Raw genomic sequence first — 23,135 nt, forward strand, 5'->3', positions numbered from 1 at the left:
GACGAAAGAGCCGGAGTGCGATGCACCCCGGCTCGTCGTTCGGTCGGACGAGGGACGGCGACGCCGGCCTCAGACGAGGTCGCGGATGTCGACGAAATGGCCGGCGATCGCGGCGGCGGCGGCCATGGCCGGGCTGACCAGATGGGTGCGGCCCTTGAAGCCCTGACGACCTTCGAAGTTGCGGTTCGAGGTCGAGGCCGAGCGTTCGCCGGGCGACAGCCGGTCGGCGTTCATCGCCAGGCACATCGAACAGCCGGGCTCGCGCCATTCGAAGCCGGCGGCGACGAAGATCTTGTCGAGGCCTTCGGCTTCCGCCTGGTCCTTGACCAGACCCGAACCGGGCACGGCGAGGGCGCGCACGCCCGCCTTGACGGTGCGGCCCTCGACCACCTTGGCGGCGGCGCGGAAGTCCTCGATGCGGCCGTTGGTGCAGGAGCCGATGAACACCGTATCGATGGCGATGTCGGTGATCTTCTGGCCGGGCTTCAGCCCCATGTAGTCGAGCGCCCGCCACTTGGAGGCGCGCTTGCCCTCGTCGGCGATCAGGTCGGGGTCGGGGACCACGCCGGTCACCGCGACGACGTCCTCGGGGCTGGTGCCCCAGGTGACGATCGGCGTCAGGCGGGCGGCGTCGAGACGGACCTCGGCGTCGAAATGGGCGTCGTCGTCGGAGCGCAGGGTCTGCCAATAGGCCACCGCGGCGTCCCAGGCGGCGCCGGTCGGCGCCTTGGGGCGGCCCTGGAAATAGGCGATGGTCTTGTCGTCGGGGGCGATCAGACCGGCGCGGGCGCCGGCTTCGATCGACATGTTGCACACCGTCATGCGGCCTTCGATCGACAGGGCGCGGATCGCCGAGCCGGTGTATTCGATGACGTAGCCGGTGCCGCCGGCGGTGCCGAGCTCGCCGATGATCGCCAGCACGACGTCCTTGGCGGTGACGCCGTCGGGCAGTTCGCCGTCGACCACCACCCGCATGTTCTTGGCCTTGGACTGGACCAGGGTCTGGGTGGCGAGCACGTGCTCGACTTCCGAGGTGCCGATGCCGTGGGCCAGCGCCCCGAAGGCGCCGTGGGTCGAGGTGTGGCTGTCGCCGCAGACGATGGTGGTGCCGGGCAAGGTGAAGCCCTGCTCGGGGCCGATGACGTGGACCACGCCCTGGCGCTTGTCGTGTTCATTGTAATATTCGAGGCCGAAATCGGCGGCGTTGCGGGCGAGGGTGGCGACCTGCAGCGCCGATTCGGGATCGGCGATGCCGACCGAGCGATCGGTGGTCTGAACGTTGTGATCGACGACCAGCAGGGTCTTGCCCGGCGCCCGGACCGCGCGGTGGGCGAGCCGCAGGCCTTCGAAGGCCTGGGGGCTGGTGACCTCGTGGACGAGATGACGGTCGATGTAGAGGAGGCAGGTCCCGTCGGGCTGAGTGGCGACGAGATGATCGTCCCAGATCTTGTCGTAGAGCGTACGCGGGGCCATCGGTGCGTCCTTGGTCGACGAGGGAAGAGAGACGGGTCATTTAGAACAGTTGGGGCCGCAGTGAAAGGGCCGTGACGCTTGCCATCGCGCGGGAATGTCGGTATCCAGCGTGCGTTCCGGCGTGATCGCGCCGCGGGCCGGCGCGTCGTCGCGCCCCGCCCGACGCGAGAACGCAGGCGTGCCGCGGTAGCTCAGCTGGTAGAGCATCGCATTCGTAATGCGAGGGTCGGGGGTTCGAATCCCTTCCGCGGCACCATTTCATCAATTAAATCAAAGCGTTGCTGTTCTCCCGCAGAATCGACGGGGGGCTCTTGGCGTGTGCCGTGCCATCGGTGGCGTCGGACCATCGAGTGCATCTGGGTAGAATCCGAAGCTTTCGCTCGCCGGTGGGGGGGCTAGGCTGATGCGCGGTTCTCTTTCGTGCGGCCGCAGTCGAGCGCGGTGGAGTGCGTTCGATCTGCGGTCCCGTCGGATCCGATCGCGGCCCGCGATACGACGACCGAAGGGAACCCGGCCATGGACGATTCCGAAGCGACGGTGCGCAAACTCCGGCGACAACAGGCGGCGCTGGCGGGATTCGGCAGTTTCGCCCTGCGGCAGAGCGATCTGTTGAAGGTCCTGACCGAAGCCGCCGAAGTGTGCGCGCACTGCATGGACGTGCCCTTCTCCAAGGTCTGCCGCTACCGTCCGGACGAAAACGATCTGCTGGTCGAAGCCGGATACGGATGGAAGAACGGCGTCATCGGCAACGTGGTGTCGCGCGCCGACGCCAGTTCGCCGCAAGGCCGGGCGTTCAGCACCGGCCGACCGTCGATCTGCCGCGATCTGCGCGCCGACGGCGAGTTCGTCCTCCCGGGATTCTACGCCGAGCACGGCGTCATCTCGACGGTCGACGTGATCATCAAGGGCAACGGCGAACCCTTCGGCGTGCTCGAAATCGACAACGACCACCAGTCCGACTACGACCAGCACGACATCGACTTTCTCACCGGTTTCGCCAACGTCATCGCCGAGGCGGTGGCGACCTCGGCGCGCACCGATCTGTTGCGCTCGACCCTCGCGGTGATGACCACGGCGGTCGACGAGAAGGACCGGTTGCTCGATCAGAAGAACGTTCTGGCGGAGGAATTGCAGCACAGGGTGCGCAACAATCTCCAGCTGATCTATGGGATGTTGTACAAACAGCTCTACGACACGCAAGACGTCGACGGCCGGCGCGGGCTGAAGGCGATCGCCCGCCGGGTCTCGACGCTGGCGCAGGTCTACGATCATCTGCTCGGCAGCGAAATGACCCGAACCACCGACTTCGGCGCCTATGTGACGTCGCTCTGTGTCAGCCTGGGGGAGATCCAGGCGACGACGGGCGGGTCGATCGCCCTGACCTGCGAAAGCGAGACGATCCTCATCGATCTCGATGCGGTGACGGCGCTGGGCCTGATCGTCACCGAGCTGGCCGCCAACAGTTTCGATCACGCCTATCCCGGCGGCCGGGGCACGATCGCGGTCGCGGTGCACGAAGTGCCGGGCGATCCGGAGACCGGGATCCTGACGGTGCGCGACGACGGCCCGGGCTTCACCGTCGATCCGGAGGGCAGACGCCACGGGCTCGGTCTGGTCCGGCGCCTGGTCGAACAGCTCGGCGGATCGGTGACCGTCGACTTCACGCCCGGAACGCTGTGGACGATCCGCTTTCCGATCCGCTCGGCGGCCGCCTGAGCGGTGCCGCCGCGGTCGCACCCGGGTCCGGCGACGCGCGACGGCGTGTCAGCCGCCGTGCGCGGCGTTCGCGCGGGCCTCGCCGTGCAGCAGTTGGAAGCCGCGGGGAAAGGGTGCGGTCGCGGTGCCGCCGGCGACCAGCGCCGTGACGATCGCGAGGCTGCGCTGAAGATCGGCGCCGTTGTAGGGTTTGGTCAGGCAGGCGTCGCCGACCGCGCCGGACTGCATGAGGAAGATCGGATTGCCGGTGGCATAGAGGATGCCGATCCGATCGAGATCGGCCCAGCGCTCGGGAATGTCGATGCCGAGCCCGCCGCCGGCGAGGCGGACGTCGATGACCGCCAAGTCCGGTTGGTGCAACCGGCCGAGGGCGGCGGCATCCTCGACGGTGCGGGCGATGCCGCACACTTCGTAACCGCCGTCGACGAGCATCTCCTCGACCATGTCGGCGATCATCAGTTCGTCTTCGACGATCAGAACTTTGAGCATCGGGAAATTTCTCGGCCCCGGGGGCCGTGCGCGGCGCATGCAGGGCGGCGACGACGGGGTGATCGGCGCCGGCGGGAAGCCTCGGTCTCACGCGAGCGACGCGACCGAGCCGGGAGCCCGGCCGGCGACGGAGCGCGTCGGCGGGGCTCGGTGCGTGGAATCTTCCTCGGCGACGCGCGCCGGATCAGGCGAGCACTTCGACGTCCAACGAGATGTCGGCCTTCAGCAGCTTGGAGACCGGGCAGCCGACCTTCGCCTTGTCGGCCAGCGCGACGACCGTCGCGCGATCGGCGCCGGGGACGCGGGCGCGCAGGATCAGGTGCACGGCGGGAATCGCCCAGCCGTCGGCGACCTTGACCAGCGACACCTCGGCGGTGGTCTCCAACAGCTCGGCGGTCAGGCCGGCTTCGCCGAGGATGCCGGACAGCGCCATGGTGAAACAGCCGGCATGGGCCGCGCCGAGCAGTTCCTCGGGGTTGGTCCCCGGCTTGCCGTCGAAGCGGGCCGCGAAACCGTACGAGGCCTCGACCAGCGCGCCGCTCTCGGTGGAGATGGCGCCCTTGCCGTCCTTGATGCCGCCGTGCCAGACGGCCTTGCCGAACTTCTTCATCGTTCACCTCACGGATTGCGTGCGGGGATCCGGCCGCACCCGGTCGGACGTCACAGACGATCGATTTCGAACTCTTCGAGCGACAAGCCGAGCGCCGACACCGCTTCCTCGAGATAGTCGGCGAGCAGGGGCGTGCCGAGCAGATAGTCGGCCTCCGACGCCGTGCGGCTCTCGCGCGCCTGGGCCATCGCCGCCGGCCATTCGGCGGCGGTGAAGTCGCCGCGCCCGAGCCAGACCAGCGCGAGCAGTTCTTCTTGCTCGTCGGTGTTGAGCCCCTTGATGGCCTCGCGCAGTTCTTCCGCGGTGCCGTTGTCGGGGGTGTCGAGGAGGATGTCGGTCTCGCCGTCGTCGCTGGCGTTGGAGCCGAGATCGCCGGGATCGGCCGGAACCTCGGCGTCGTATTCCCGCGCCTTCTCGATCAGGAACGCGAGTTTCTGGAGAGGAATGGTCAACATGCGCGTCGAACTTTCGGGTTGCCGCTGCCGCTGTCGGGGGAAACGCCGATCGAGCGGTTGGGGTTCCGTCATTTCGTCACGCCGGCGTTCGACGGCGATCGCCGGCCGCGGTCGGAGCGGCCGGCGAGGGCAGGGAGCGGATCGGGATCGGGCGGATCGGGCGATCAGCCGCCGGTGGCGTCGGTGACGCACTTCTTGGTGAAGCTGGTGCGGGCGGCGCCGAACAGCTTCTTCTCGGTGGCGGCGGCGTCGCACTTGGCGGCGGCGTCGGTCTCGCACTTCTTGGTGAAGCTGTTCAGCGCCGCGCCGGCGAGCTTCTTTTCGGTCGCCTGCGACTTGCAGGTGACGGTGGCGTCGAGGGCCTGGGCGGCGGTGCCGGCGGCGAAGATCAGGGCGAGAGCGAGGGCGAGCGACTTCATCGGCGAGGTCCTTGGGGCTTCGGCGTCGGGCATCGCGCCGTTCCAGGCACGAGAAGAGCACATCCGCCGCCGCCGCTCCAGAGGGCGCCGATCGCGCCCCGCGCGGGTCGGCGAGGGCGGGCGGCGGTCGCCGCCGGCTTGTCCGCCGGAGGGCTTTGCGCTAGCTTGCTGCTACGACGCAGCAAACAAGAAGACGTCCCATGGAAACGCTCGGCACCCCCCTCTTCGTCGGCATCGACATCGGCTCGGCCAGTGTCCGCGCCGGCCTCTACGACCCCACCGGACGGCGGCTCGCCTTCCACGTCGGGCCGATTCTGCAGTTCCGGCCGCGCGCCGGATTCGTCGAGCAGTCCTCCGCCGACATCTGGGCCAACGCCTGCGCCGCGGTGCGCGGGGCGCTGGCGGAAGCCGGCGTCGACGGCGCGCGGGTCGCGGCGATCGGCGTCGACGCCACCTGCTCCCTGGTCGCGGTCGGCGACGACGGGCCGATCTCGGTGTCGGAGGCCGGCGAGCCCGACCACGACGTGATCATGTGGATGGACCACCGGGCCGGCGACGAGACGGCGGCGATCAACGCCACCGACGACCCGGCGCTGGCCTATGTCGGCGGCGAAGTGTCGATCGAGATGGAACTGCCCAAGGTGCTGTGGCTGAAACGGCACTTCCCCGCGCGCCATGCGAAGGTGCGGCGCTATCACGACCTCGCCGACCATATCGTGTGGCGAGCGACCGGCGCCGACGTCGCCAGCGTGTGCACGCTCGGCTGCAAATGGAACTGGCTGGCCCACGAGCGCCGCTTTCCCCTGGCGATGCTGGCGGCGGTCGGGCTCGACGATCTGCCGGGCAAGGTGCCGGCGGAGGTCCTGCCGCTCGGCTCGGTCGCCGGGGGGCTCTCCGCCGCGGCAGCCGCCGAGATGGGCCTGACGCCCGGCATCGCGGTGGCCACCGGGATCATCGACGCCCATGCCGGCGGCCTCGCCCTGGTCGGCGCCACGCCGCAGGGCACGTTGGCGCTGATCGGCGGCACCTCCAACTGCCACATGGTGGTGGCCCGCGATCCGGTGATGGTGCCGGGGGTGTGGGGCCCCTATTTCGGCGCGATGCTGCCGGGCTGGTGGCTGAACGAGGGCGGTCAGAGCGCCGCCGGGGCGCTGCTCGACTGGACGATCCGCCAATCGTCGGCCTACCCCGACGTGGCCGCCCGGGCCGCGGCGGAGGATCGCAACATCCACGCCGTGCTCGGCGAGCTGGTCGCGGCGCTCGAGGCGCGCGAGCCGCGGCCGACCCGCGATCTCCACGTCCTGCCCGACCATCACGGCAATCGCTCGCCGCGCGCCGATCCGGAAGCCCGCGGCAGTCTCGTCGGCCTCACCCTGGAGGAGGGGCCGGACGCGCTGGCGCGGCTCTATCTGGCGACGATCCAGGCGCTGGCCTATGGTACCCGGCACATCCTCGAAGCGATGAACGCCGCCGGCCATCGGATCGATCGCTTGGTGATGTGCGGCGGCGGGACCAAGAATCCGCTGCTGTTGCGCGAACATGCCGACGCCGTCGGCTGCGACATCCATCTCGTCGAAGACGAGGATGCGGTGACGCTCGGCGCCGGTCTGCTGGCGGCGGTGGCCGCCGGGCATTTCCCCGACATCCCCGCGGCCGCCGCGGCGATGGTGCGCCCGGGCGCGACGATCGTCGCCGACCCGGCCGCGCGGGCCTTCCACGACGCCAAGTACCAAGTGTTCCTCGAACTCTACGACCAACAGAAGCGCTGTCGCGATCTCATGGACGAACAGTGCCGACCCAAGGGAGACTGCCGATGCTGACCCTCAAGCTTCCGCTCGAACCGGCGATTCTGACGCCTGCCGCCGACGAAGTCCTGTTCGTCACCAACGCCGATTTGCGCGAGAGCGCCAACGTCGCCTGCTGGCCGGTCGAGGCCAAGTACGAGGCCCTGCTCGCCGAGGCGCTGACCACCCACTTCGGCAAGCGGCTGGTGCGCGCCCATGCGATCAAGGCCGACAAGGGCCACGGCTTCATCTCCGGCCAGCGCGAGGGCAGCGACGTGTTCGCGGCGATCGATCCGGATGCGCCGGTGATCGTGCTGCTGACCGCCTGGCAATATTCCCATCACCTCGCGCCGAGCCTGGCGCTGCATCGCGGGCCGGTGCTGCTGCTGGCCAATTTCGACGGCACCTGGCCGGGTCTGGTCGGCATGCTGTGCATGGCCGGGACTCTGACCGGTCTCGGCAAGCCCTATGCGCGGCTGTGGTCGGAGAATTTCGACGACGCCTTCTTCCTCGACGGGCTGAAGTCGTGGCTGACCACCGGCGAGATCCGGCACGATCTCGGCCATCTCCACGACGTCGACGCCTCGCACCCGGTGATGACGTCGCCGGCGGGGCAGATCGGCGTGGCGGTCGGCCGTCACATCCTGCGCCACAAGGAAATCCTCGGCCTGTTCGACAGCTACTGCATGGGCATGATGAACGGCGTGTTCCCGCAGAAGGCGCTGGCCGAGATCGGCATGCCGCTGGAGAGCCTGTCGCAGTCCGATCTGCTGGTCGAGATGGCCAAGGTGCCGACGGCGCTGCGCGAGGAGTGCCTCGCCTGGTACGAGGCGCGCGGCATGAAGTTCCAGTTCGGTACCGACGAGGCGACCGAATTGACCCGAGCGCAGGTGCTCGAGCAATGCGCGATGATGATCGCCATGGCCCGCTTCACCGAGCGCTACGGCCTGTCCTGCGTCGGCGTGCAGTATCAGCAGGGCCTGGCGCGCGCCTGCGCGGCCTCCGACTTCGCGGAAGGGGCGATCGGCAATGCCGAACGCTTCCCGATCCCCAACGAGGCCGGGGCGATCATCCGCCCGGGCAAGCCGATCCCTTGCGCCAACGAAGTCGACATGGGTACGGCGATCCCGCAGACCATGCTGTTCCGTCTGCTCGACGGGCTCGGCCTGCCGTCGGAGACGACGCTGCACGACATCCGCTGGGGCAGCGTGTTCGAAGGGCGGTTCTACTGGGATCTGGAGATCTCCGGCTCGGTGCCCTTCGCGCATCTCAAGGGCGGCATCGCCGGGGCGACCGGCTACCGGCAGCCGCCGATGTACTTCCCCAAGGGCGGCTCGACCATCGCCGGCCAGGGCAAGCAGGGCCGCCTGATCTGGGCGCGGGCCCATTACGAGGGTACGTCGGTGGTGCTCCACGTCGGCACCGGCCATGCGGTCGAACTGCCGACCCAGGAGTTCGATCGTCGCCACAATGCCACCAGCCCGCAGTGGCCGCTGCTCAACGCCGAGCTCGACGGCTTGTCGCGCGACGCGCTGATGGCCGGCCACCAGTCCAACCACATCTCGATCGCCTATGTCGACGAAGCCCATCTCGCCGACGTGGTGCGGGCCTTCGTGGCCCAGGCGATCACCCAGAACATCGCGGTCAAGGTGGCGGGCGACGCCTTCGCCTTGCTGTGACCCCGACCGCCCGCCGTCACCGCGAGCGTCGGTGACGAGACGAAGGCGACGGGCGGCGGCGTCTCCCCTGAGGACGCCGCCGTTCCCCATTCCACGCGGGTCGGCGTCGCCGTCGGGCGACCGCCGCCCGGGCGCCGAGGCGCGAGACGTGACCGAACCCGAAACCCCCGCCGCTGACGATCCCAAGACGATCGACCAGATCGCCGCCGTCCTCGGTCTGTCGCGCACCACCGTCCGCGCGGTGGTCGGTGGGCAGGCCGAACGCTACCGGATCAAGGCCGAGACCTGCGCCCGGGTCGAGGCCTATGTCGCCGAACACGGCGTGGCGGTGAACCACACCGCCCGCAGCCTCAAGCTCAAGCGCAGCGAGGCGGTGGGCCTGGTGGTCCCCGATCTCGCCAATGCCTTCTTCGCGCGGCTGACCGCCGAACTCGAGGAGCGCTGCAGCGGCCAGCGTCTGGTGTTGCTGACGGCGTCGTCGCAGGAGGATCCCGACCGCGAGGCGCGGGCGATCGAAGGGCTGACGGCACGCGGCGTCGACGGGCTGGTGATCGCCTCGTGCCGGCCGGCCGATGCCTTCCGGCCGTTGCGCCGGCGCGGCGGCTGCGCGGTGGTGATGGTCGACCGGGCCTTTCCCGGAACGCCGTTTCCGGCGGTGGTCGGCGACAACGAACAGGCGGCGCGGCGGCTGACCGCCGAATTGCTGCGGGTCGGCGACGGGCGGGTCGATTTTCTCCACGCCTCGGCCGGGCTGCCGAGCATCCAGGCCCGACTGGAGGGCTTCGCCGCGGCCCATGCGAGCGCCGGCATCGGCAATCTCGCCGGGCGTCTGCACCGCATCGAGGTCGACGACGTTGCAGCCGCGGCGCGCGCCATGGCCGGACTGATCACTGCGCGCGGGCGGGTGCCGGAGGTGTTCATGTGCTCGTCGCTGCTGGTGCTCGAAGGGGCGCTGCAGGCGATCGTCGCCTTCGCCGGGCGCCTGCCCAAGGGGGTGGTGATCGGCACCTTCGACCACCACCCGCTGCTCGACGTGGTGCCCAACCGCATCCTGTCGGTGCGCCAGGACGAACGCGGCATCGCCGAACGGGCGTTCCGCTGCCTGATCGAGCAGATGGAGGGCGCGCCGGCCCTGCCCGAACGCCATGTCGTGCCGGGCTGGCTGACCGATCACCGGGTCGAGGGCCCGGCCCGCTGAGGGCGGCGTCAGGCGACGATCGGGCCGCAGCTTTCGCCGAGCATCAGGGCGGGCTGGAACACCACGTTGCGCGGCGGCGGATCGTTGCCGCGATCGATGCGATCGACCAGCAGGCGCAGCGCCTCGTTGGTCATTTCGGTGATCGGGTGTTCGGTGCGGGTCAGGCGCGGCTGCAGACCACCGATGCCGCTGATCGTGTCGGTCGAGGCGATCGAGATGTCGCGCGGGCACTCCAGGCCGAGGTCGGCGAGCACCCGCATCACGCCCAACGCCATGACGCCGTTGGCGACGTAGAGGGCGGTCGGCCGATCGGGCCGCTCCAGGATCTCGCGGGCGACCGAATAGGCCACTTCCTCGCGGAATTCGCCGGAGCGCACGTGTTCGGGGGCCGGCGTCAGGCCGCGGGCCTGCATCGCCTGGATCATGCCGTCGAAGCGGCCGCGGCCGGTGGTCAGGTGGAGCGGGCCGGTGATCGTGCCGACGCGGCGATGGCCGAGATCGAGCAGGTAGTTGGTGACCAGCCGGCCGGCGGCGACGTTGTCGATGGTCACGGTGTCGGCGCGCTTGTCGTCGACCGAACGGCCGAACAGCACCATCGGCATGGCCTTGCCGTCGAAGTCGCGCTGATCGCGATGGGTGGCGGGGCCGACCGGCACCATCACCACGCCGTCGCAGGACAGCGCGCGGATGCGGGTGAGGATGCGGCGCTCGTTCTCCGGCTTCTCGTCGGAATTGTACACCACCAGCGAATAGCCCCAGGCGGCGACCGCGGCCTCCGCGGCCCAGACGACGCGGGCGAAGAACGGGTTGGCGAGATCGGACACCACCAGCGCGATCAGCTGGCTGCGCCCGTGTTTGAGACTGCGGGCGGCCTGCGACGGCGTGTAGTGGAGCTCGCGCACCGCGGCGAGCACCCGCTCGCGCAACTGCGGGCTGACGAAGGCCGTGTCGTTGATCACCGCCGACACCGTCGCGGTCGAAACGCCGGCCTGCCGAGCTACGTCCCTGATCGTTGCCACCCAACACCCATCTAAACGGTTCGCTATGGTCGGCCCCGTGCCGCCATCACATTTTGCCGAGGTTCTGCGGAATTGCAAAGAATTTTCTTGCCTGAGACCGCTTGTTCGCTAAAATCGCCGAAACGGTAAGGCGATGTTCGCTGAACAAGACCGGCCGATCGACCGCGCTCCAGACGCGGACCCAAGGGAGAGAACCGATGACTCGTCACCTGCTCGCAATCCTGCTCGCCGGCGTCGCGACCGCTGCCGCACCGGCCTTCGCGGCCGAAGCGCCGTTGCTCGGAATCGTGTCGATCGCCGCCACCGAGGCCAACAACGTCCGCTACATCACCGGCGCCACCGCGGCCGCCAAGGAAGAGGGCTGGACGGTCTCGGTGATCGATGCGGCCGGCAACGCCGATCAGGCCAATGCGGCGATCCAGAACTTCGCCGGACGCGGCGCCGGGGCGATCATCGACATGGTGTTCCCCTATTCGTCGATCGGCGCCGGCCTCGCCTCGGCCAAGGCCGCCGGCATCCCGGTGGTGACCTGGGGCGGCGGCATCGGCGGCACGGTGGCGGCGACCAACGGCTCGGGCGCGCCGATCGCCCAGCCGGTGCTCGACAAGATGGCCGCCGATCTCGGCGGCAAGGGCGCGGTGCTGGCGCTGACCTATCGCACCGGCGAGGTCTGCCGCAACCGCGAGGTGCTGATGGACCAGATCATGGCCAAGAGCGCCGGCGTCGCGGTGACCAAGAACGAAGTGCGCATCCCCGGCTACTTCGAGGACGGCGCCCAATACGCCAATGCCTGGCTCGCCTGCCATCCGGCCGGCGAAGGCAATCTGGCGATCTGGGGCTGCTGGGACGATCCGGCGATCGGCGCGATCGGTTCGCTGCGTCAGCAGGGCCGCACCGACGTCAAGGTCTACGGCGTCAACGGCAATGCCCAGGCGATCGAGAACGTCAAGAACGGCCACATGACCGCGACCGCCTGGGAGGACAGCTACACCGAAGGCTACCAGATGGTGAAGCTGCTCAAGGAGATCAAAGCCGCCGGCAGCGCCTGGGCGCCCAAGGCGGCGGAAGTCCCCGCGGTGCTGATCACCAAGGACAACGTCGCCGAGTTCCTGACCAAGCACCCCGAGGCAGTCGGCAAGTGAGACCGCGGGACCTGCCCTCGCCGGAGCCCGCGGTGGTGCGTTCACCCGCCGCGCCGTTCCTGATCGCCGAAGGTGTCGCCAAGGCCTTCGGCGGGGCGCAGGCGCTGAGCGACGTGTCGCTGGCGATGGCGCCGGGCGAGGTCCACGGACTGGTCGGCGCCAACGGCGCCGGCAAATCGACGCTGATCCGCATTCTGGCCGGGCTCGTCACCCCCGACCGCGGTCGCATCCGGCTCGACGGCGAGGACATCACGGTGTCCTCGCCGCAGCACGCCACCGCCCTCGGCATGAGCTTCATCCACCAGGAACTGGCCTTCATTCCCGGCATGACGGTGCTCCAGAACATCATGCTGGGGGTGCCGAAGGCGACGCGCTTCGGCATGATCGACTGGGGCAGAATCGCCCGCGAGGTCGAGCCGGTGGCCCGCCGGGTCGGCATCACCGCGCCCCTGTCGAGCAACGTCAAGGGCCTGTCGACCGCCGAGAACTGGCTGATCAACATCTGCCGGGCGCTGGTGCGCAAGGCCCGGCTGATCGTCATGGACGAGCCGACCGCCTCGCTGTCGGCGAGCGAGAGCCGCAAGCTGTTCGCCATCGTCGAGGACCTCGCCCGCTCCGGCGTGGCGGTGCTCTACGTCTCCCATCGCCTCGACGAGATCCTGCGGCTGTGCGACCGGGTCACGGTGTTCCGCGACGGTCGCTCGGTCGCGGGTTTCGCGCGGGCCGAACTCAGTCACGCCGGGCTGGTCGAAGCGATCGTCGGCGGCGCGGTGCGGCGCACCACCAAGCCGGCCGAACCGCCGCCGCAAGGCGTCGTGGCGCTGAAGGTCTCGAATCTGGCGCGCCGGCCCAAGGTCGAGGGCGTGTCCTTCGACCTCCATCACGGCGAGGTGCTGGGCATCGGCGGCCTGGTCGGGGCGGGCCGCAGCGAACTCGCCCGGCTGATCTACGGCGCCGATGCGCCCGACACCGGGACCATGGAACTCGACGGGGCGCCCTACGCCCCGCACCGGCCGGCCGATGCGGTCGCCGCCGGGCTCGGGCTGGTGCCGGAGGAGCGGCGCGCCGACGGTCTGGTGCTGACCAAGAGCGTCGCCTTCAATCTGACGATTCCCAACCTCGCCAAAATCGTCCATTCGCCGCTGCTGCCGCTGATCGACGACCGCCGCCGCAGTGCGCTCGCCGAACAGACGGTCCGCGATCTGGCGATCAAGACCACCGGCATCGAGGCGCCGGTCGGGCGGCTGTCGGGCGGCAACCAGCAGAAGGTGGTGATCGGCCGCTGGCTGATCCGCGCGCCCAAGGTGCTGATCCTCGACGAACCGACCCGCGGCGTCGACATCGGCGCCCGCGGCGAGATCCATCGGCTGATCCGCGATCTCGCCGCCGAGGGCGTCGCGGTGTTGGTGATCTCGTCGGAGCCCGACGAACAACCCGATCTCTGCGACCGCGTGCTGGTGATGGTCGAAGGCCGGATCGTGCGCGAACTGAAGGGCGCGGAGTTGACGCGCCAAGCCATCATCGAGGCGAGCTATGCCCGGGCCGCCGCCGCCGAGGAGACGCCGTCATGACCGCCCCCGCCGCCCGCCGCCGCCTGAGCCCCCGTGCCAAGGCGGCGCTCGGCATCTTCGCCCGCTACGCCACGATCGTCGGTCTGGTGGCGATGATCGTCGCCTTCTCGCTGGTGTCGCCGCGCGCCTTCCCGACGCTGAACAACTTCACCAACGTGCTCAATCAGGCGTCGCTGACGATGATCATCGCCGCCGGTCTGACGCTGGCGGTGATCGTCGGCGAGCTCGATCTGTCGATCGGTTTCGCCGCCAGCCTGCACGGCATCCTGGTCACCGGCCTGATCGTCTCCAACCAGCTGCCGATCCCGGTGGCGGTGGCGATCGTGCTGGTCGCCGGCGCGGTGATCGGCCTGATCAACGGGCTGATCGTCACCAAGATCAAGGTCAATTCGGTGATCGCCACCCTCGGGGTCGGCACCATCCTGACCGGCCTGGCCTTCGCCTATTCGGCCGGCGTGCCGATCGTCTCGGGCGTGCCCGAGGACTTCCTGCAGCTGTCGCTCGGCCGCTGGCTGTTCGGCATCCCCAACAACATCCTGATCATGGTGGTGGTGCTCGGCGGCCTGTGGACGCTGGTCGAGCGCACGGCGATCGGCCAGGAGATCCAGGCGGTCGGCGGCAATCCCTCCGCGGCGCGGCTGGCCGGCATCGACACCGACCGGATCAAGATCCTCGGCTTCGTGATCTCGGGTGTCTGTGCGGCGCTGACCGGCATTCTTTTGGCCTCGCGGCTCGGATCGGGCACCGCCAGCGCCGCCGACGGCTATCTGCTGACCGCCTTCGCGGCGGTGTTCCTCGGCTCGGCGACGCTGCGCGACGGCGAATTTCACGTGCTGGGCACCCTGATCGGCGCCCTGATCATCGCCTTCGGCTTCAACGGCCTCAACATCTTCGGCGCACCGACCTTCTCGCAATACGTCCTGCAGGGGGCCATCCTGATCGTCGCCGTCGGCCTGTCGAGCCTGGGGCGGTCGATTTCCGAGAGCTGAGGAGAGAAGGTCATGTCGGCCGTGTCCGATTGGGAAGTCCACGTCATCGAATACGCCCGCTCGAAGGATCAGCCGTGGGCCAGCCTGATCCAGGGGGCGCTCGGCGACGGGGCGATCGACCTGCCGTTCTCCTTCGTGCTGGCGCGCCGCCCCGGCTCGGTGGCGCTGGTCGACTGCGGCTTCATGCGCGAGGGTCAGGGCGAGGTGATGCGCGCCAAGTTCGGGATCCCGGAGTGGATCTCGCCGCTCCGGATGCTCGCCGAGCTCGGCGTCGCGCCCGACGACGTCACCGACATCGTGGTCAGCCACGCCCATTTCGACCACATGGGCTCGCTCGGCAAGTTCCCCAAGGCCCGCATCCACGTCCAGAAGCGCGAGATCCTGAGCTGGTACGAATTGCTCGCGCTGCCGGCGCGGTTCGGGGCGCTCACCGAGATCATCAATCCCGACGATCTGCGCCGGGCCTTCGACGCCTCGATCGAGCATCGGTTGAACCTCGTCGACGGCGACGTCGACGATCTGCTGCCCGGCCTCGACGTGCGCTTCGGCCCGGGCCACACCCCCGGCCAGCAGTTCGCGGTGATCGGCACGGCGCGCGGCCGGCTGGTGGTGTCTGGCGACTGCGTCTATGCCAAGCGCAATCTGTGCGGCCACGCTCACGACGGCGTCTATGTGCCGCTGTCCAACGCGGTCGGCAGCGCCTGGGATCAGCTCCTGACCATGGAACGGATCGACAAGGAGCTCGGCGGCGATCTCTCCCGGCTGATCATCCTGCACGACGGCGAGCGCTGGCCGGGCCTGCCGGTGGTCGCCGAGATCGACGGCTTCCGCATCGTGCGCGCCGCCTGATCCGCCGCCGCCACACCCGACGGCGCAATGCCGATTGTTCCCGGCGGCCGAGGTGCTATCGTCCCGCCGAAGCCGGAGCATGTTCCGATCGGGCCGCTCCGGCCCGATCGACGAGAACCTGCTCCAACGACCGACCGGACCGGATTTCGAGCCGGGGGAACCGGCTCGGAATGCGGGCCAGTGCGGGAGAGACGCGATGTTCCGGTGGGGGATTCTGTCGACGGCCAAGATCGGCCGCGAACTGGTGATTCCGGCGATTCAGGATTCCGACAACGGCATCGTCGCGGCGATCGCCAGCCGAGATGCGGCGCGCGCCGGCGAAGTCGCGGCGCGATTCGGCATTCCCAAAGCCTTCGGCTCCTACGAGGAGATGCTGGCTTCGGACACCATCGACGGGGTCTACATCCCGCTGCCGACCTCGCAGCACATCGAATGGTCGATCAAGGCGGCGGACGCCGGCAAGCACGTGCTGTGCGAGAAGCCGATCGCGCTCCATGCGTCGGAGATCGCGCCCCTGATCGCGGCGCGCGACCGCAACCGGGTGCTGGTCTCGGAAGCCTTCATGGTGACCTATTCGCCGGTGTGGCTGAAGGTGCGCGAATTGCTCGCCGCCGGGGCGATCGGCACATTGCGGCAGGTCCAGGGGGCATTCGCCTATTACAACCGCGATCCCGCCAACATGCGCAACCAGCCGGGCCTGGGCGGCGGCGGGCTGCCCGACATCGGCGTCTATCCGACGGTGACCACACGCTTCGCCACCGGCGCCGAGCCTTTGCGCGTCCAGGCGACCGTCGAGCGGGACCCGATCTTCGGGACCGACGTCTATGCCAGCATCCGCGCCGACTTCGGCACCTTCGAGCTGAGCTTCTACATCGCGACCCAGTTGGCGGCGCGCCAGCTGATGGTGTTCCACGGCGACGAGGGCTTCATCGAGGTCAAGTCGCCGTTCAACGCCAACCGCTGGGGCGCGGAAGAACTCGAATTGACCAGTCGCGGTCACGAATCCTCGACGATCTTCCGCTATCCCGACAATCGCCAGTATCGACGGGAGGTCGAGGCCTTCGTCACCGCGGCGCGCGGCGGCGCGGCCGAGGTCTTCTCGCTGGAGAGTTCGGTCGCCAACCAGAAACTGATCGATGCCGTCTATCGCGCCGGCACCCACGCGACCTGGGAACCGGTCTGATCCGCCGCCGAACGCCGTGCCGCCGCTCGACGCCGCGGCGCACGGCGACGCCCCCGCCCGCCCTCGGCCGATCGTCGCCGGCGGTGGTCGGATCAGCCCAACGAAGGTCGCCATGATCCGCCTGTCCTCCCGCTTCCACGCCCGCGTCACCCGCCACGACACGCCGGTCGGCCTGTCCAACCTGTTCTTCGGCGACGGCGAGTTCCGGGTGCCGATCGTCCCCGAACCGATCGGCACCGGGGTGACCCTGGAGATCGACGCGCGCGACGTCTCGGTGGCGCTGTCGCGGCCGATGGACGTGTCGATCACCAACCGCTTTCCGGGGACGATCGTCGAGATCGAGCATCTCGAGGCGCCCTATGCGCGGGTAACCTTCGATCTCGGCAGCAATCGGCTGCACGCGCTGGTCACCTGGGAATCGGTCGAGCGGCTGGCGCTGGAGCCGGGGCTCCGGGCCTGGGCGATGATCAAGTCGGTGGCGATTTCGGCTTCGACGATCGCCGAGGACCCGGTGGATTCGCCGCCGCCGCCGGCGCCGCGGGCCTGGCCGCGGGGACGAAGCCCGGATCGGCCGAAGCGCTGAGTTCGGCGAGCGCGGCGGCTGCCGCCTGACGGGACCGCCGTTCGATCGAGCGATAGAGCGCGACCAGGCGTTCGCCGAAGGGCGTCACCTCGGCGCCGGCGCCGCGCCGGCCGGGGAAGGTCGCGACCACCCGGGCCTCGAAGGTGCGGTTGAGGGCGTCGACCATCAGCCAGGTCTTGCGATAGGAGTGGCCGCACAGGCGGCTGGCGCCGAGGATCGAGCGGGTGGCGCGGATCGTCTCGATCAGCACGACGTCGTCGGCGTCGAATCGGCCGCCGTTGGGCAAGCCGACCGCCACGCTGAGCCCGGCTCCGGCCGGCAGGTCGTCGTCACGGTCGCTCATCATGCCCCCGTCTGCTGATCCCTCGACGACATAGCACGAGTGCCGCCGCCCCGCATCGAGGTCCGTCAGCGGCCGCGGTCGGTCCGCGCGACGGCGGCGTGGAGATCGGCAAAGCCGTGGGCGCGGTGGTGGACCGCATAGGCCGGATCCCATTCGCCGAGCGGCGCCAGGATCCAGTCCCAGTCCTCGTCGGCGGGCGGCAAGGTGACGCCCTCGAGCAGCGGTCGGCGCTCCAGCACGGTGCCGTCGGCGGCGATGTCGAGCCCGTCGGAATCGGTGAGCAGGCAGACGCGCGCCGAGAATCGCCGCAGGGCGTCGAGATGGCCGGCGACGATGCGATGGCCGAGATCGGGAAAGCGGATGCGGGCGAGGCCGCCGCCGGCCTGGACGCGCTCGACCGGCTGCAGCGGCAGCTGGCTGAGGCAATTGGCCGAGATCACCAGATCGACGGTCGGGTCTTCGCGGAAACGGCGCAGCGGATCGGCGAGGCCGGTGGCCCGGCCGAGCAGCAGATCGGTGGTGCCGGTGATGTCGAGCGACACCAGCTCGACGTTGCGGTGGCGCCGCGCCGCCAGACGCGCCGGCCACAGGTGGACGACGTCGACCAGCAGGACGCGCTCGAAGGCGGCGGAAAGCGCGGCGAGCGGCACGTCGCGGACCAGGCCGGAGCCGAGCACCACGCAGGTGCGTCGCCGCGGCAGATCGGCGAAGGCCCGCAGCACCACGGCGTGGCAGCGTGCCTCGTGCGGCGCCCAGGCGCTGCGGCAACGTCGGGCCCGCGACCACAGCGACACGGCGGCGGTGAGATGACCGGTGCGGCGGGCGTCGAGCGTGGCCGGGGTGAACAGCCACGTGAGGATCTCGGCGATCACTAAGGGGGCCTCCGGCGAATCGATCTCGGACCCCGAGACTAGAGCGGAACCGGTCGCGGCGCCCCGAAGATCGGCGATTCGCGGTCACGCCGGGCCACTCGGCCCGGCGTTTCGTCGAATTCCGGGCTGCGCCCTCTGTCGGGGCGACGGGATCGATCCCATGTGATATGGCCTGACGCCGCCGCCAGCGGCCGTCGATCCGGAGTGTCCATGCCGTCGAACCCGATCACCCCCGTCCTTCCGCCCGCCAAGCCCACCGCCGGCCATCGCTGGGTCAAGCTGGTGCTGGAACTGGGACCGCTCGCGGTGTTCTTCGCGGTCAATGCGGCGACCAGCAAGACCCACGGCCTCTATCCGGCGACCGCCGCCTTCATGGTGGCGACGGCGGTGGCGCTGATCGCCTCGTGGCTGCTGCTGCGGCGGGTGCCGATCATGCCGCTGGTGTCGGGCGCGGTGGTGCTGGTGTTCGGATCGCTGACCCTGATCCTGCAGGACGAGCTGTTCATCAAGCTGAAGCCGACCATCGTCAATTCGCTGTTCGGCACGGTGCTGATCGGCGGCTTGTTCTTCGGCCGGTCGCTTCTCGGGGTGGTGTTCGATTCGGTGTTCGATCTCGATGCCGCCGGCTGGCGCTCGCTCACCCTGCGCTGGGGCCTGTTCTTCTTCGTCCTGGCGGGGATCAATGAAGTGGTCTGGCGCAACTTCTCGACCGATACCTGGGTGTGGTTCAAGGTCTTCGGCATCATGCCGATCACCTTCGTCTTCGCGCTGGCCCAGATCCCGCTGATCCAGCGCCACGCCATCGAGCCGGTCGGCGACGGCGACGTCTGATCGATCAACCGCGCGACAGCACCAGCCGCAGGGCGAAGGCCGAGAACAGGCCGGCGACCGCGAGGTCGAGGCTCCGCCGGAGCCGTCGCGACCGGCGGAAGGCGCCGGCGACCCGATCGGCGGCGAAGATCAGCCCGACGCAGATCGGCGCGCCGATCACCCCGTAGAGCCCGCCGAGGATCGCCAGGGTGCGCGCGGCGTGGGCGTCGCCGGGATCGACGAACTGCGGCAGGAAGGTCACGAAGAACAGCACGATCTTGGGGTTGAAGATGTTGACCCCGAGGCCGGCGAGAAACGCCCGGGCGAGGGATTCGGGGGCGCGCGCCTCGTCGCGGGTCTCGAACAGCGCGCCGTGGCGCAGGGTCTGGATCGCCAGAACCACCAACCAGCCGGCGCCGGCGATCTTCAGCACCGTGAAGGCCAGCGGCGAGGCGGCGAGCAGCGCCGACAGGCCGATCGCCGCGAGCGCAGTGTGGACATAGAGGCCGGCGGTGGTGCCGGCCAGCGCCGCCAGCCCGGCGCCGCGCCCCGTCGAGAGGGTCCGCCCGAGGAACAGCGCCATGTCGGGGCCGGGAGTCAGCACCAGCAGGATCACCGCGACGGCATAGGCGGCGACGATCGAGGCGGCGGGCAGGGCGGCGATCATGGGGTCTCTCCGGTCGGGGCGACGGTGCGGCGGCAAAGGCGGCCGTGAACCGCCCAATCGAGGGCCTGATCGAGGCGATCGGCGCCCCAGAACATCTCGCCGTCGGCGGTGACGAAGCTCGGCGCCCCGAACAGGCCGCACGTCCCGGCCTCGTCGCCGGCGGCCCGCAGCCGGGCCTTGATCTCCGGCGACGCCGCACGGGCGAAGCATGCCTCGGGATCGAGCCCGACGTCGGCGAGCAGATCGGCCAGCACCGTGCGATCGGCGATGTCGCGGCCCGCGCCGAATTCGGCCTCGAAGACGGCCCGGGCGAAGGGCGCGACGGCGCCGGATTCGTCGGCGACCAAGGCGAGGCGGGCGGCGAGGAGGCCGTTGCGCGGAAAACCCTCGATCCGCACGAAGGGCAGGCCGAGGGCGGCGCATTGGCGCTCGACGTCGCGCCACATCGCCCCCCCCTTGGCGGGTTGGGTGACGAAGGGCGAGGTGGTCCAGCCCTGGGCGGCGAAGATCGGTCCGAGCAGGAACGGCCGCCAGATCACCGCGACCCCGGCGGCGGCCGCCGCCGTCTCGATCCGCGCCGCCGCCAGTCGCGAATAGGTCGAAGCGAAGTCGAACCAGAATTCCACGGTGGGCATCGGCGGCGGGTCCTCGGCGGTCGGTCGCCGCGATCCTAGCGCAGCGGCGCCGTCGCGGCGAGCGCCGGCGACTTGGCGAGACGGGGTCCGCGGGGCTAGATGAGGCACCGAACTCCCGGAGCCGTCATGGACCTCGTGCCTCTGCCCTCGCTGCCGCCGCCCCGCCCGCTCGACCATCTGGCGACCCTCCGCGACCTCGTCCGCCGCTGGCCGATCGCCGCGGCGGCGACGGTGACGGCGCTGGTGTCGGCGCTGTTCCTGGCGCTGCCGGAGATCGATCGGACGGTCGCGACGATCTTTCATGTCGCCGGCCGCGGCTTTCCGGCGGAGCGAATGATCGGGCTGATCGGCCTGCGCGAGGCCGGGATGGCGCTGACGCGCTGGGTGATCGTCGGCTTGGTGCTGGCGGTGCTCGCCAAGATGATCGCGCCGATGCTCGCCCGGGCGATCCCGACGCGGCCGCTGGCCTTCCTGGTGGCGAGCCTGACGCTCGGGCCGGGCCTGCTGGTCAACGTCCTGCTCAAGGGCTATTGGGGCCGGCCGCGGCCGCGCGAGATCGTCGACTTCGGCGGCGCCTTCGATTTCGTCCCGGCCTGGGTGCCGGGGGGGGCGTGCGGCGGCAATTGCTCGTTCCCCTCGGGCGAGGCATCGAGCGCCGCCTGGCTCTTGGCGCTGGTGTTCGTGGTGCCGCCGGCGTGGCGGGCGCGCACCGCCGCGGCGGTGATGGTTTGGACGCTCGCCATCTCGCTCAACCGCATGGCTTTCGGGGCGCATTTCCTCTCCGACGTGACGATCGGCTGGGGATTGGTCACCATCGTCACCCTGATCGCCCGCGAAGCGATCCTGGTGCGGGCGCCGGACGCCGCCTTCGCGGCGATCGATCGGGTCCTGGCGGCGATCGGGGCGAGGCTGGTCGATCGGGCGGGCCGCGGCGCGTCTGCGCCTCCGGTGAAACCCTGAGTTCTGCGCCTTTCGTCGCCCCGCGGACTTGACTTCGCCGGCCCTTTCGGGCTTTTCGAGGAGGCCTCGTCGAAGCGGGGCGCCGAAGGTTCGAGAATCGGGTCCGTCATGTCGCTCGTCATCACGACGAAAACCACGACCAAGACGACGACGGCGACGAAAGTCGCCGCCTGAATGCCTGCTCTCGACCCCCGCATGCCCTCTCCCGGCGGGTGACGAGGGCGAGCGGAGGACCCGCGGAACCCTTCTTCGAACCCTCTCGAAAAAGAAACCGGGTCCTCCTCCGACAAGCGGGGGAGACGATCAATTTCGAGGATTTCGAGACATGGGCTACAAGGTCGCAATCGTCGGTGCCACCGGCAACGTCGGGCGGGAGATGCTGGACATCCTCGCCGAGCGCGGATTTCCGGTGAGTGAGGTCGTGGCGCTGGCCTCGGCGCGCTCGCTGGGCACGGAAGTGTCGTTCGGCGACCGGACGCTGAAGACCAAGGTGCTCGATCACTTCGACTTCTCCGACGTCGACATCTGCCTGATGTCGGCCGGCGGCACGGTCTCGAAGGAATGGTCGCCGAAGATCGCCGCCCAGGGCTGCGTGGTGATCGACAATTCCTCGGCGTGGCGCTACGACGCCGAAGTGCCGCTGATCGTTCCGGAAGTCAACGCCGACGCGATCGTCGGTTTCCGCAAGAAGAACATCATCGCCAATCCCAACTGCTCGACCGCTCAGCTGGTGGTGGCCCTCAAGCCGCTGCACGACGAGTACAAGATCAAGCGCGTCGTCGTCTCGACCTATCAGTCGGTGTCGGGTGCCGGCAAGGAAGCGATGGACGAATTGTTCACGCAGACCCGCGCGGTGTTCGTGACCGATCCGGTCGAAGCCAAGAAGTTCCCCAAGCGCATCGCCTTCAACCTCATTCCTCAGATCGACGTCTTCATGGAAGACGGCTTCACCAAGGAAGAGTGGAAGATGATGGCCGAGACCAAGAAGATTCTCGACCCCAAGATCAAGCTGACCGCGACCTGTGTGCGCGTGCCGGTGTTCATCGCCCATTCGGAATCGGTCAACGTCGAGTTCGAATTGCCGGTCAACGCCGACGAGGCGCGCGACATCCTGCGCGAGGCGCCGGGCTGTCTGGTGATCGACAAGCACGAGCCGGGTGGTTACATCACGCCCTACGAGGCGGCCGGCGAGGACGCGACCTACATCAGCCGCATCCGCGAGGACACCACGGTCGAGAACGGGCTGGCCTTCTGGTGCGTCGCCGACAACCTGCGCAAGGGCGCGGCGCTCAATGCCGTGCAGATCGCCGAAGTGCTGGTCAACCGCAAGCTGATCACGCCCAAGGCGTCGAAGGCCGCGTGAAATTGGAATTTCACGGAAACCAGAAGCCGGGGCATCTGCCCCGGCTTTTTTGTTGTATAGTTTGGATACCTTATCCGCTTAGGTCCTGTTGACGAATAGGATTCCCCTTCGGGTCCAGGAATGATTCAACGTCGCTTTCGGAGGGCGGCGGCGTTGATTCGAGACCTGATGAGCGACGAGGAATGGGCGTTCTTCGAACCCTTCGTGACGAGACGTGGCCCGCACAGCGGCCGGCGACCTCAGGGCCATCGGCGTGTCCTCGACGGCGTCTTCTGGATCGCCCGCACCGGCGCCCAGTGGCGCGATTTGCCCGAATTCTTCGGCAA

Annotated in this window: 24 protein-coding genes and 1 tRNA gene; 15 read left to right on the forward strand and 10 right to left on the reverse strand. The window is 69.3% G+C overall.

What is annotated here, in order from left to right; translation table 11 throughout:
* Window positions 1-69: 69 nt before the first annotated feature.
* Complete coding sequence (gene leuC, locus EYW49_RS15605) at window positions 70-1,473, reverse strand: 3-isopropylmalate dehydratase large subunit (RefSeq protein ID WP_131310518.1); 1,404 nt, start codon at window positions 1,471-1,473, stop codon at window positions 70-72.
* Window positions 1,474-1,653: 180 nt separating this feature from the next.
* Here leuC and EYW49_RS15610 point away from each other — a divergent pair.
* Window positions 1,654-1,729, forward strand: a tRNA-Thr gene (locus EYW49_RS15610).
* A 260-nt stretch (window positions 1,730-1,989) separates the two neighbouring features.
* Window positions 1,990-3,189, forward strand: coding sequence for a histidine kinase dimerization/phosphoacceptor domain -containing protein (locus tag EYW49_RS15615; protein WP_131310519.1), 1,200 nt, complete (start codon window positions 1,990-1,992; stop codon window positions 3,187-3,189).
* A 48-nt stretch (window positions 3,190-3,237) separates the two neighbouring features.
* On the opposite strand, the gene EYW49_RS15620 is transcribed toward EYW49_RS15615, so the two are convergent.
* The 4 genes from EYW49_RS15620 to EYW49_RS15635 form a co-directional block, all read right to left on the reverse strand.
* Window positions 3,238-3,678: a response regulator gene (locus EYW49_RS15620; RefSeq protein ID WP_131310520.1), complete on the reverse strand. Its 441-nt coding sequence runs from the start codon at window positions 3,676-3,678 to the stop codon at window positions 3,238-3,240.
* Window positions 3,679-3,862: 184 nt separating this feature from the next.
* Window positions 3,863-4,288: an OsmC family protein gene (locus tag EYW49_RS15625; RefSeq protein ID WP_131310521.1), complete on the reverse strand. Its 426-nt coding sequence runs from the start codon at window positions 4,286-4,288 to the stop codon at window positions 3,863-3,865.
* A gap of 50 nt (window positions 4,289-4,338) precedes the next feature.
* Complete coding sequence (locus EYW49_RS15630; protein WP_131310522.1) at window positions 4,339-4,743, reverse strand: DUF3775 domain-containing protein; 405 nt, start codon at window positions 4,741-4,743, stop codon at window positions 4,339-4,341.
* Between the two features lie 164 nt (window positions 4,744-4,907).
* Window positions 4,908-5,162, reverse strand: a complete 255-nt coding sequence (locus EYW49_RS15635) for a hypothetical protein (RefSeq protein WP_131310523.1) — start codon at window positions 5,160-5,162, stop codon at window positions 4,908-4,910.
* A 200-nt stretch (window positions 5,163-5,362) separates the two neighbouring features.
* Between EYW49_RS15635 and EYW49_RS15640 the strand changes: the two genes are divergently transcribed.
* The 3 genes from EYW49_RS15640 (at window position 5,363) to EYW49_RS15650 (ending at window position 9,823) form a co-directional block, all read left to right on the forward strand.
* A complete protein-coding gene (locus tag EYW49_RS15640; protein ID WP_131310524.1) occupies window positions 5,363-6,982 on the forward strand; it encodes an FGGY-family carbohydrate kinase in 1,620 nt (539 codons plus the stop codon).
* Window positions 6,976-8,625 (forward strand): signal transduction protein, encoded by a 1,650-nt coding sequence (locus EYW49_RS15645; protein WP_131310525.1) that lies wholly within the window; start codon window positions 6,976-6,978, stop codon window positions 8,623-8,625. The genes EYW49_RS15640 and EYW49_RS15645 overlap by 7 nt, the downstream gene beginning before the upstream one ends.
* Before the next feature lie 148 nt (window positions 8,626-8,773).
* A complete protein-coding gene (locus EYW49_RS15650) occupies window positions 8,774-9,823 on the forward strand; it encodes a substrate-binding domain-containing protein (RefSeq protein ID WP_165498284.1) in 1,050 nt (349 codons plus the stop codon).
* 8 nt (window positions 9,824-9,831) lie between these two features.
* Here EYW49_RS15650 and EYW49_RS15655 read toward each other — a convergent pair whose 3' ends face one another.
* The gene (locus EYW49_RS15655; RefSeq protein ID WP_131310527.1) at window positions 9,832-10,842 is read right to left on the reverse strand and encodes a LacI family DNA-binding transcriptional regulator; all 1,011 of its coding nucleotides are present in this window, start codon (window positions 10,840-10,842) and stop codon (window positions 9,832-9,834) included.
* A gap of 197 nt (window positions 10,843-11,039) precedes the next feature.
* Between EYW49_RS15655 and EYW49_RS15660 the strand changes: the two genes are divergently transcribed.
* The 6 genes from EYW49_RS15660 to EYW49_RS15685 all read left to right on the forward strand — a co-directional run bounded on the left by EYW49_RS15660 (window position 11,040) and on the right by EYW49_RS15685 (window position 17,159).
* The gene (locus EYW49_RS15660) at window positions 11,040-11,984 is read left to right on the forward strand and encodes a sugar ABC transporter substrate-binding protein (protein WP_131310528.1); all 945 of its coding nucleotides are present in this window, start codon (window positions 11,040-11,042) and stop codon (window positions 11,982-11,984) included.
* A 35-nt stretch (window positions 11,985-12,019) separates the two neighbouring features.
* Window positions 12,020-13,555 carry a sugar ABC transporter ATP-binding protein gene (locus tag EYW49_RS15665; protein ID WP_228259632.1) on the forward strand — a complete coding sequence of 512 codons (1,536 nt, stop codon included), beginning with the start codon at window positions 12,020-12,022 and terminating at the stop codon, window positions 13,553-13,555.
* Window positions 13,552-14,544 carry an ABC transporter permease gene (locus tag EYW49_RS15670; RefSeq protein ID WP_131310529.1) on the forward strand — a complete coding sequence of 331 codons (993 nt, stop codon included), beginning with the start codon at window positions 13,552-13,554 and terminating at the stop codon, window positions 14,542-14,544. Before EYW49_RS15665 ends, EYW49_RS15670 begins: the two co-directional genes overlap by 4 nt.
* 12 nt (window positions 14,545-14,556) lie before the next feature.
* Complete coding sequence (locus EYW49_RS15675) at window positions 14,557-15,393, forward strand: N-acyl homoserine lactonase family protein (RefSeq protein ID WP_131310530.1); 837 nt, start codon at window positions 14,557-14,559, stop codon at window positions 15,391-15,393.
* 196 nt (window positions 15,394-15,589) lie between these two features.
* Complete coding sequence (locus EYW49_RS15680; RefSeq protein WP_131310531.1) at window positions 15,590-16,576, forward strand: Gfo/Idh/MocA family protein; 987 nt, start codon at window positions 15,590-15,592, stop codon at window positions 16,574-16,576.
* A 112-nt stretch (window positions 16,577-16,688) separates the two neighbouring features.
* On the forward strand, window positions 16,689-17,159 hold the full coding sequence (locus EYW49_RS15685; RefSeq protein ID WP_131310532.1) for a TOBE domain-containing protein: 471 nt from the start codon (window positions 16,689-16,691) through the stop codon (window positions 17,157-17,159).
* Here EYW49_RS15685 and EYW49_RS15690 read toward each other — a convergent pair.
* The gene (locus EYW49_RS15690; RefSeq protein WP_131310533.1) at window positions 17,044-17,502 is read right to left on the reverse strand and encodes a winged helix-turn-helix domain-containing protein; all 459 of its coding nucleotides are present in this window, start codon (window positions 17,500-17,502) and stop codon (window positions 17,044-17,046) included. The two genes, EYW49_RS15685 and EYW49_RS15690, sit on opposite strands and share 116 nt — an antisense overlap.
* Window positions 17,503-17,567: 65 nt before the next feature.
* The gene (locus tag EYW49_RS15695; protein WP_206365487.1) at window positions 17,568-18,374 is read right to left on the reverse strand and encodes a hypothetical protein; all 807 of its coding nucleotides are present in this window, start codon (window positions 18,372-18,374) and stop codon (window positions 17,568-17,570) included.
* A gap of 210 nt (window positions 18,375-18,584) precedes the next feature.
* Between EYW49_RS15695 and EYW49_RS15700 the strand changes: the two genes are divergently transcribed.
* Complete coding sequence (locus EYW49_RS15700) at window positions 18,585-19,205, forward strand: septation protein A (protein ID WP_131310534.1); 621 nt, start codon at window positions 18,585-18,587, stop codon at window positions 19,203-19,205.
* Between the two features lie 4 nt (window positions 19,206-19,209).
* On the opposite strand, the gene EYW49_RS15705 is transcribed toward EYW49_RS15700, so the two are convergent.
* Both EYW49_RS15705 and EYW49_RS15710 read right to left on the reverse strand, forming a co-directional pair.
* Window positions 19,210-19,851 carry a LysE family translocator gene (locus EYW49_RS15705; RefSeq protein ID WP_131310535.1) on the reverse strand — a complete coding sequence of 214 codons (642 nt, stop codon included), beginning with the start codon at window positions 19,849-19,851 and terminating at the stop codon, window positions 19,210-19,212.
* Window positions 19,848-20,486: a 2-hydroxychromene-2-carboxylate isomerase gene (locus EYW49_RS15710; RefSeq protein WP_131310536.1), complete on the reverse strand. Its 639-nt coding sequence runs from the start codon at window positions 20,484-20,486 to the stop codon at window positions 19,848-19,850. The genes EYW49_RS15705 and EYW49_RS15710 overlap by 4 nt, the downstream gene beginning before the upstream one ends.
* Before the next feature lie 126 nt (window positions 20,487-20,612).
* Here EYW49_RS15710 and EYW49_RS15715 point away from each other — a divergent pair, with 126 nt between their 5' ends.
* The 3 genes from EYW49_RS15715 to EYW49_RS15725 all read left to right on the forward strand — a co-directional run.
* Window positions 20,613-21,446 carry a phosphatase PAP2 family protein gene (locus tag EYW49_RS15715; RefSeq protein WP_165498285.1) on the forward strand — a complete coding sequence of 278 codons (834 nt, stop codon included), beginning with the start codon at window positions 20,613-20,615 and terminating at the stop codon, window positions 21,444-21,446.
* A 325-nt stretch (window positions 21,447-21,771) separates the two neighbouring features.
* Complete coding sequence (locus tag EYW49_RS15720) at window positions 21,772-22,809, forward strand: aspartate-semialdehyde dehydrogenase (RefSeq protein ID WP_131310538.1); 1,038 nt, start codon at window positions 21,772-21,774, stop codon at window positions 22,807-22,809.
* Between the two features lie 120 nt (window positions 22,810-22,929).
* A partial coding sequence (locus EYW49_RS15725) for a transposase (RefSeq protein ID WP_131310539.1) occupies window positions 22,930-23,135 on the forward strand: 206 nt, incomplete at its 3' end.

This window comes from Siculibacillus lacustris (assembly GCF_004328075.1).
Taxonomy (GTDB): domain Bacteria; phylum Pseudomonadota; class Alphaproteobacteria; order Rhizobiales; family Ancalomicrobiaceae; genus Siculibacillus; species Siculibacillus lacustris.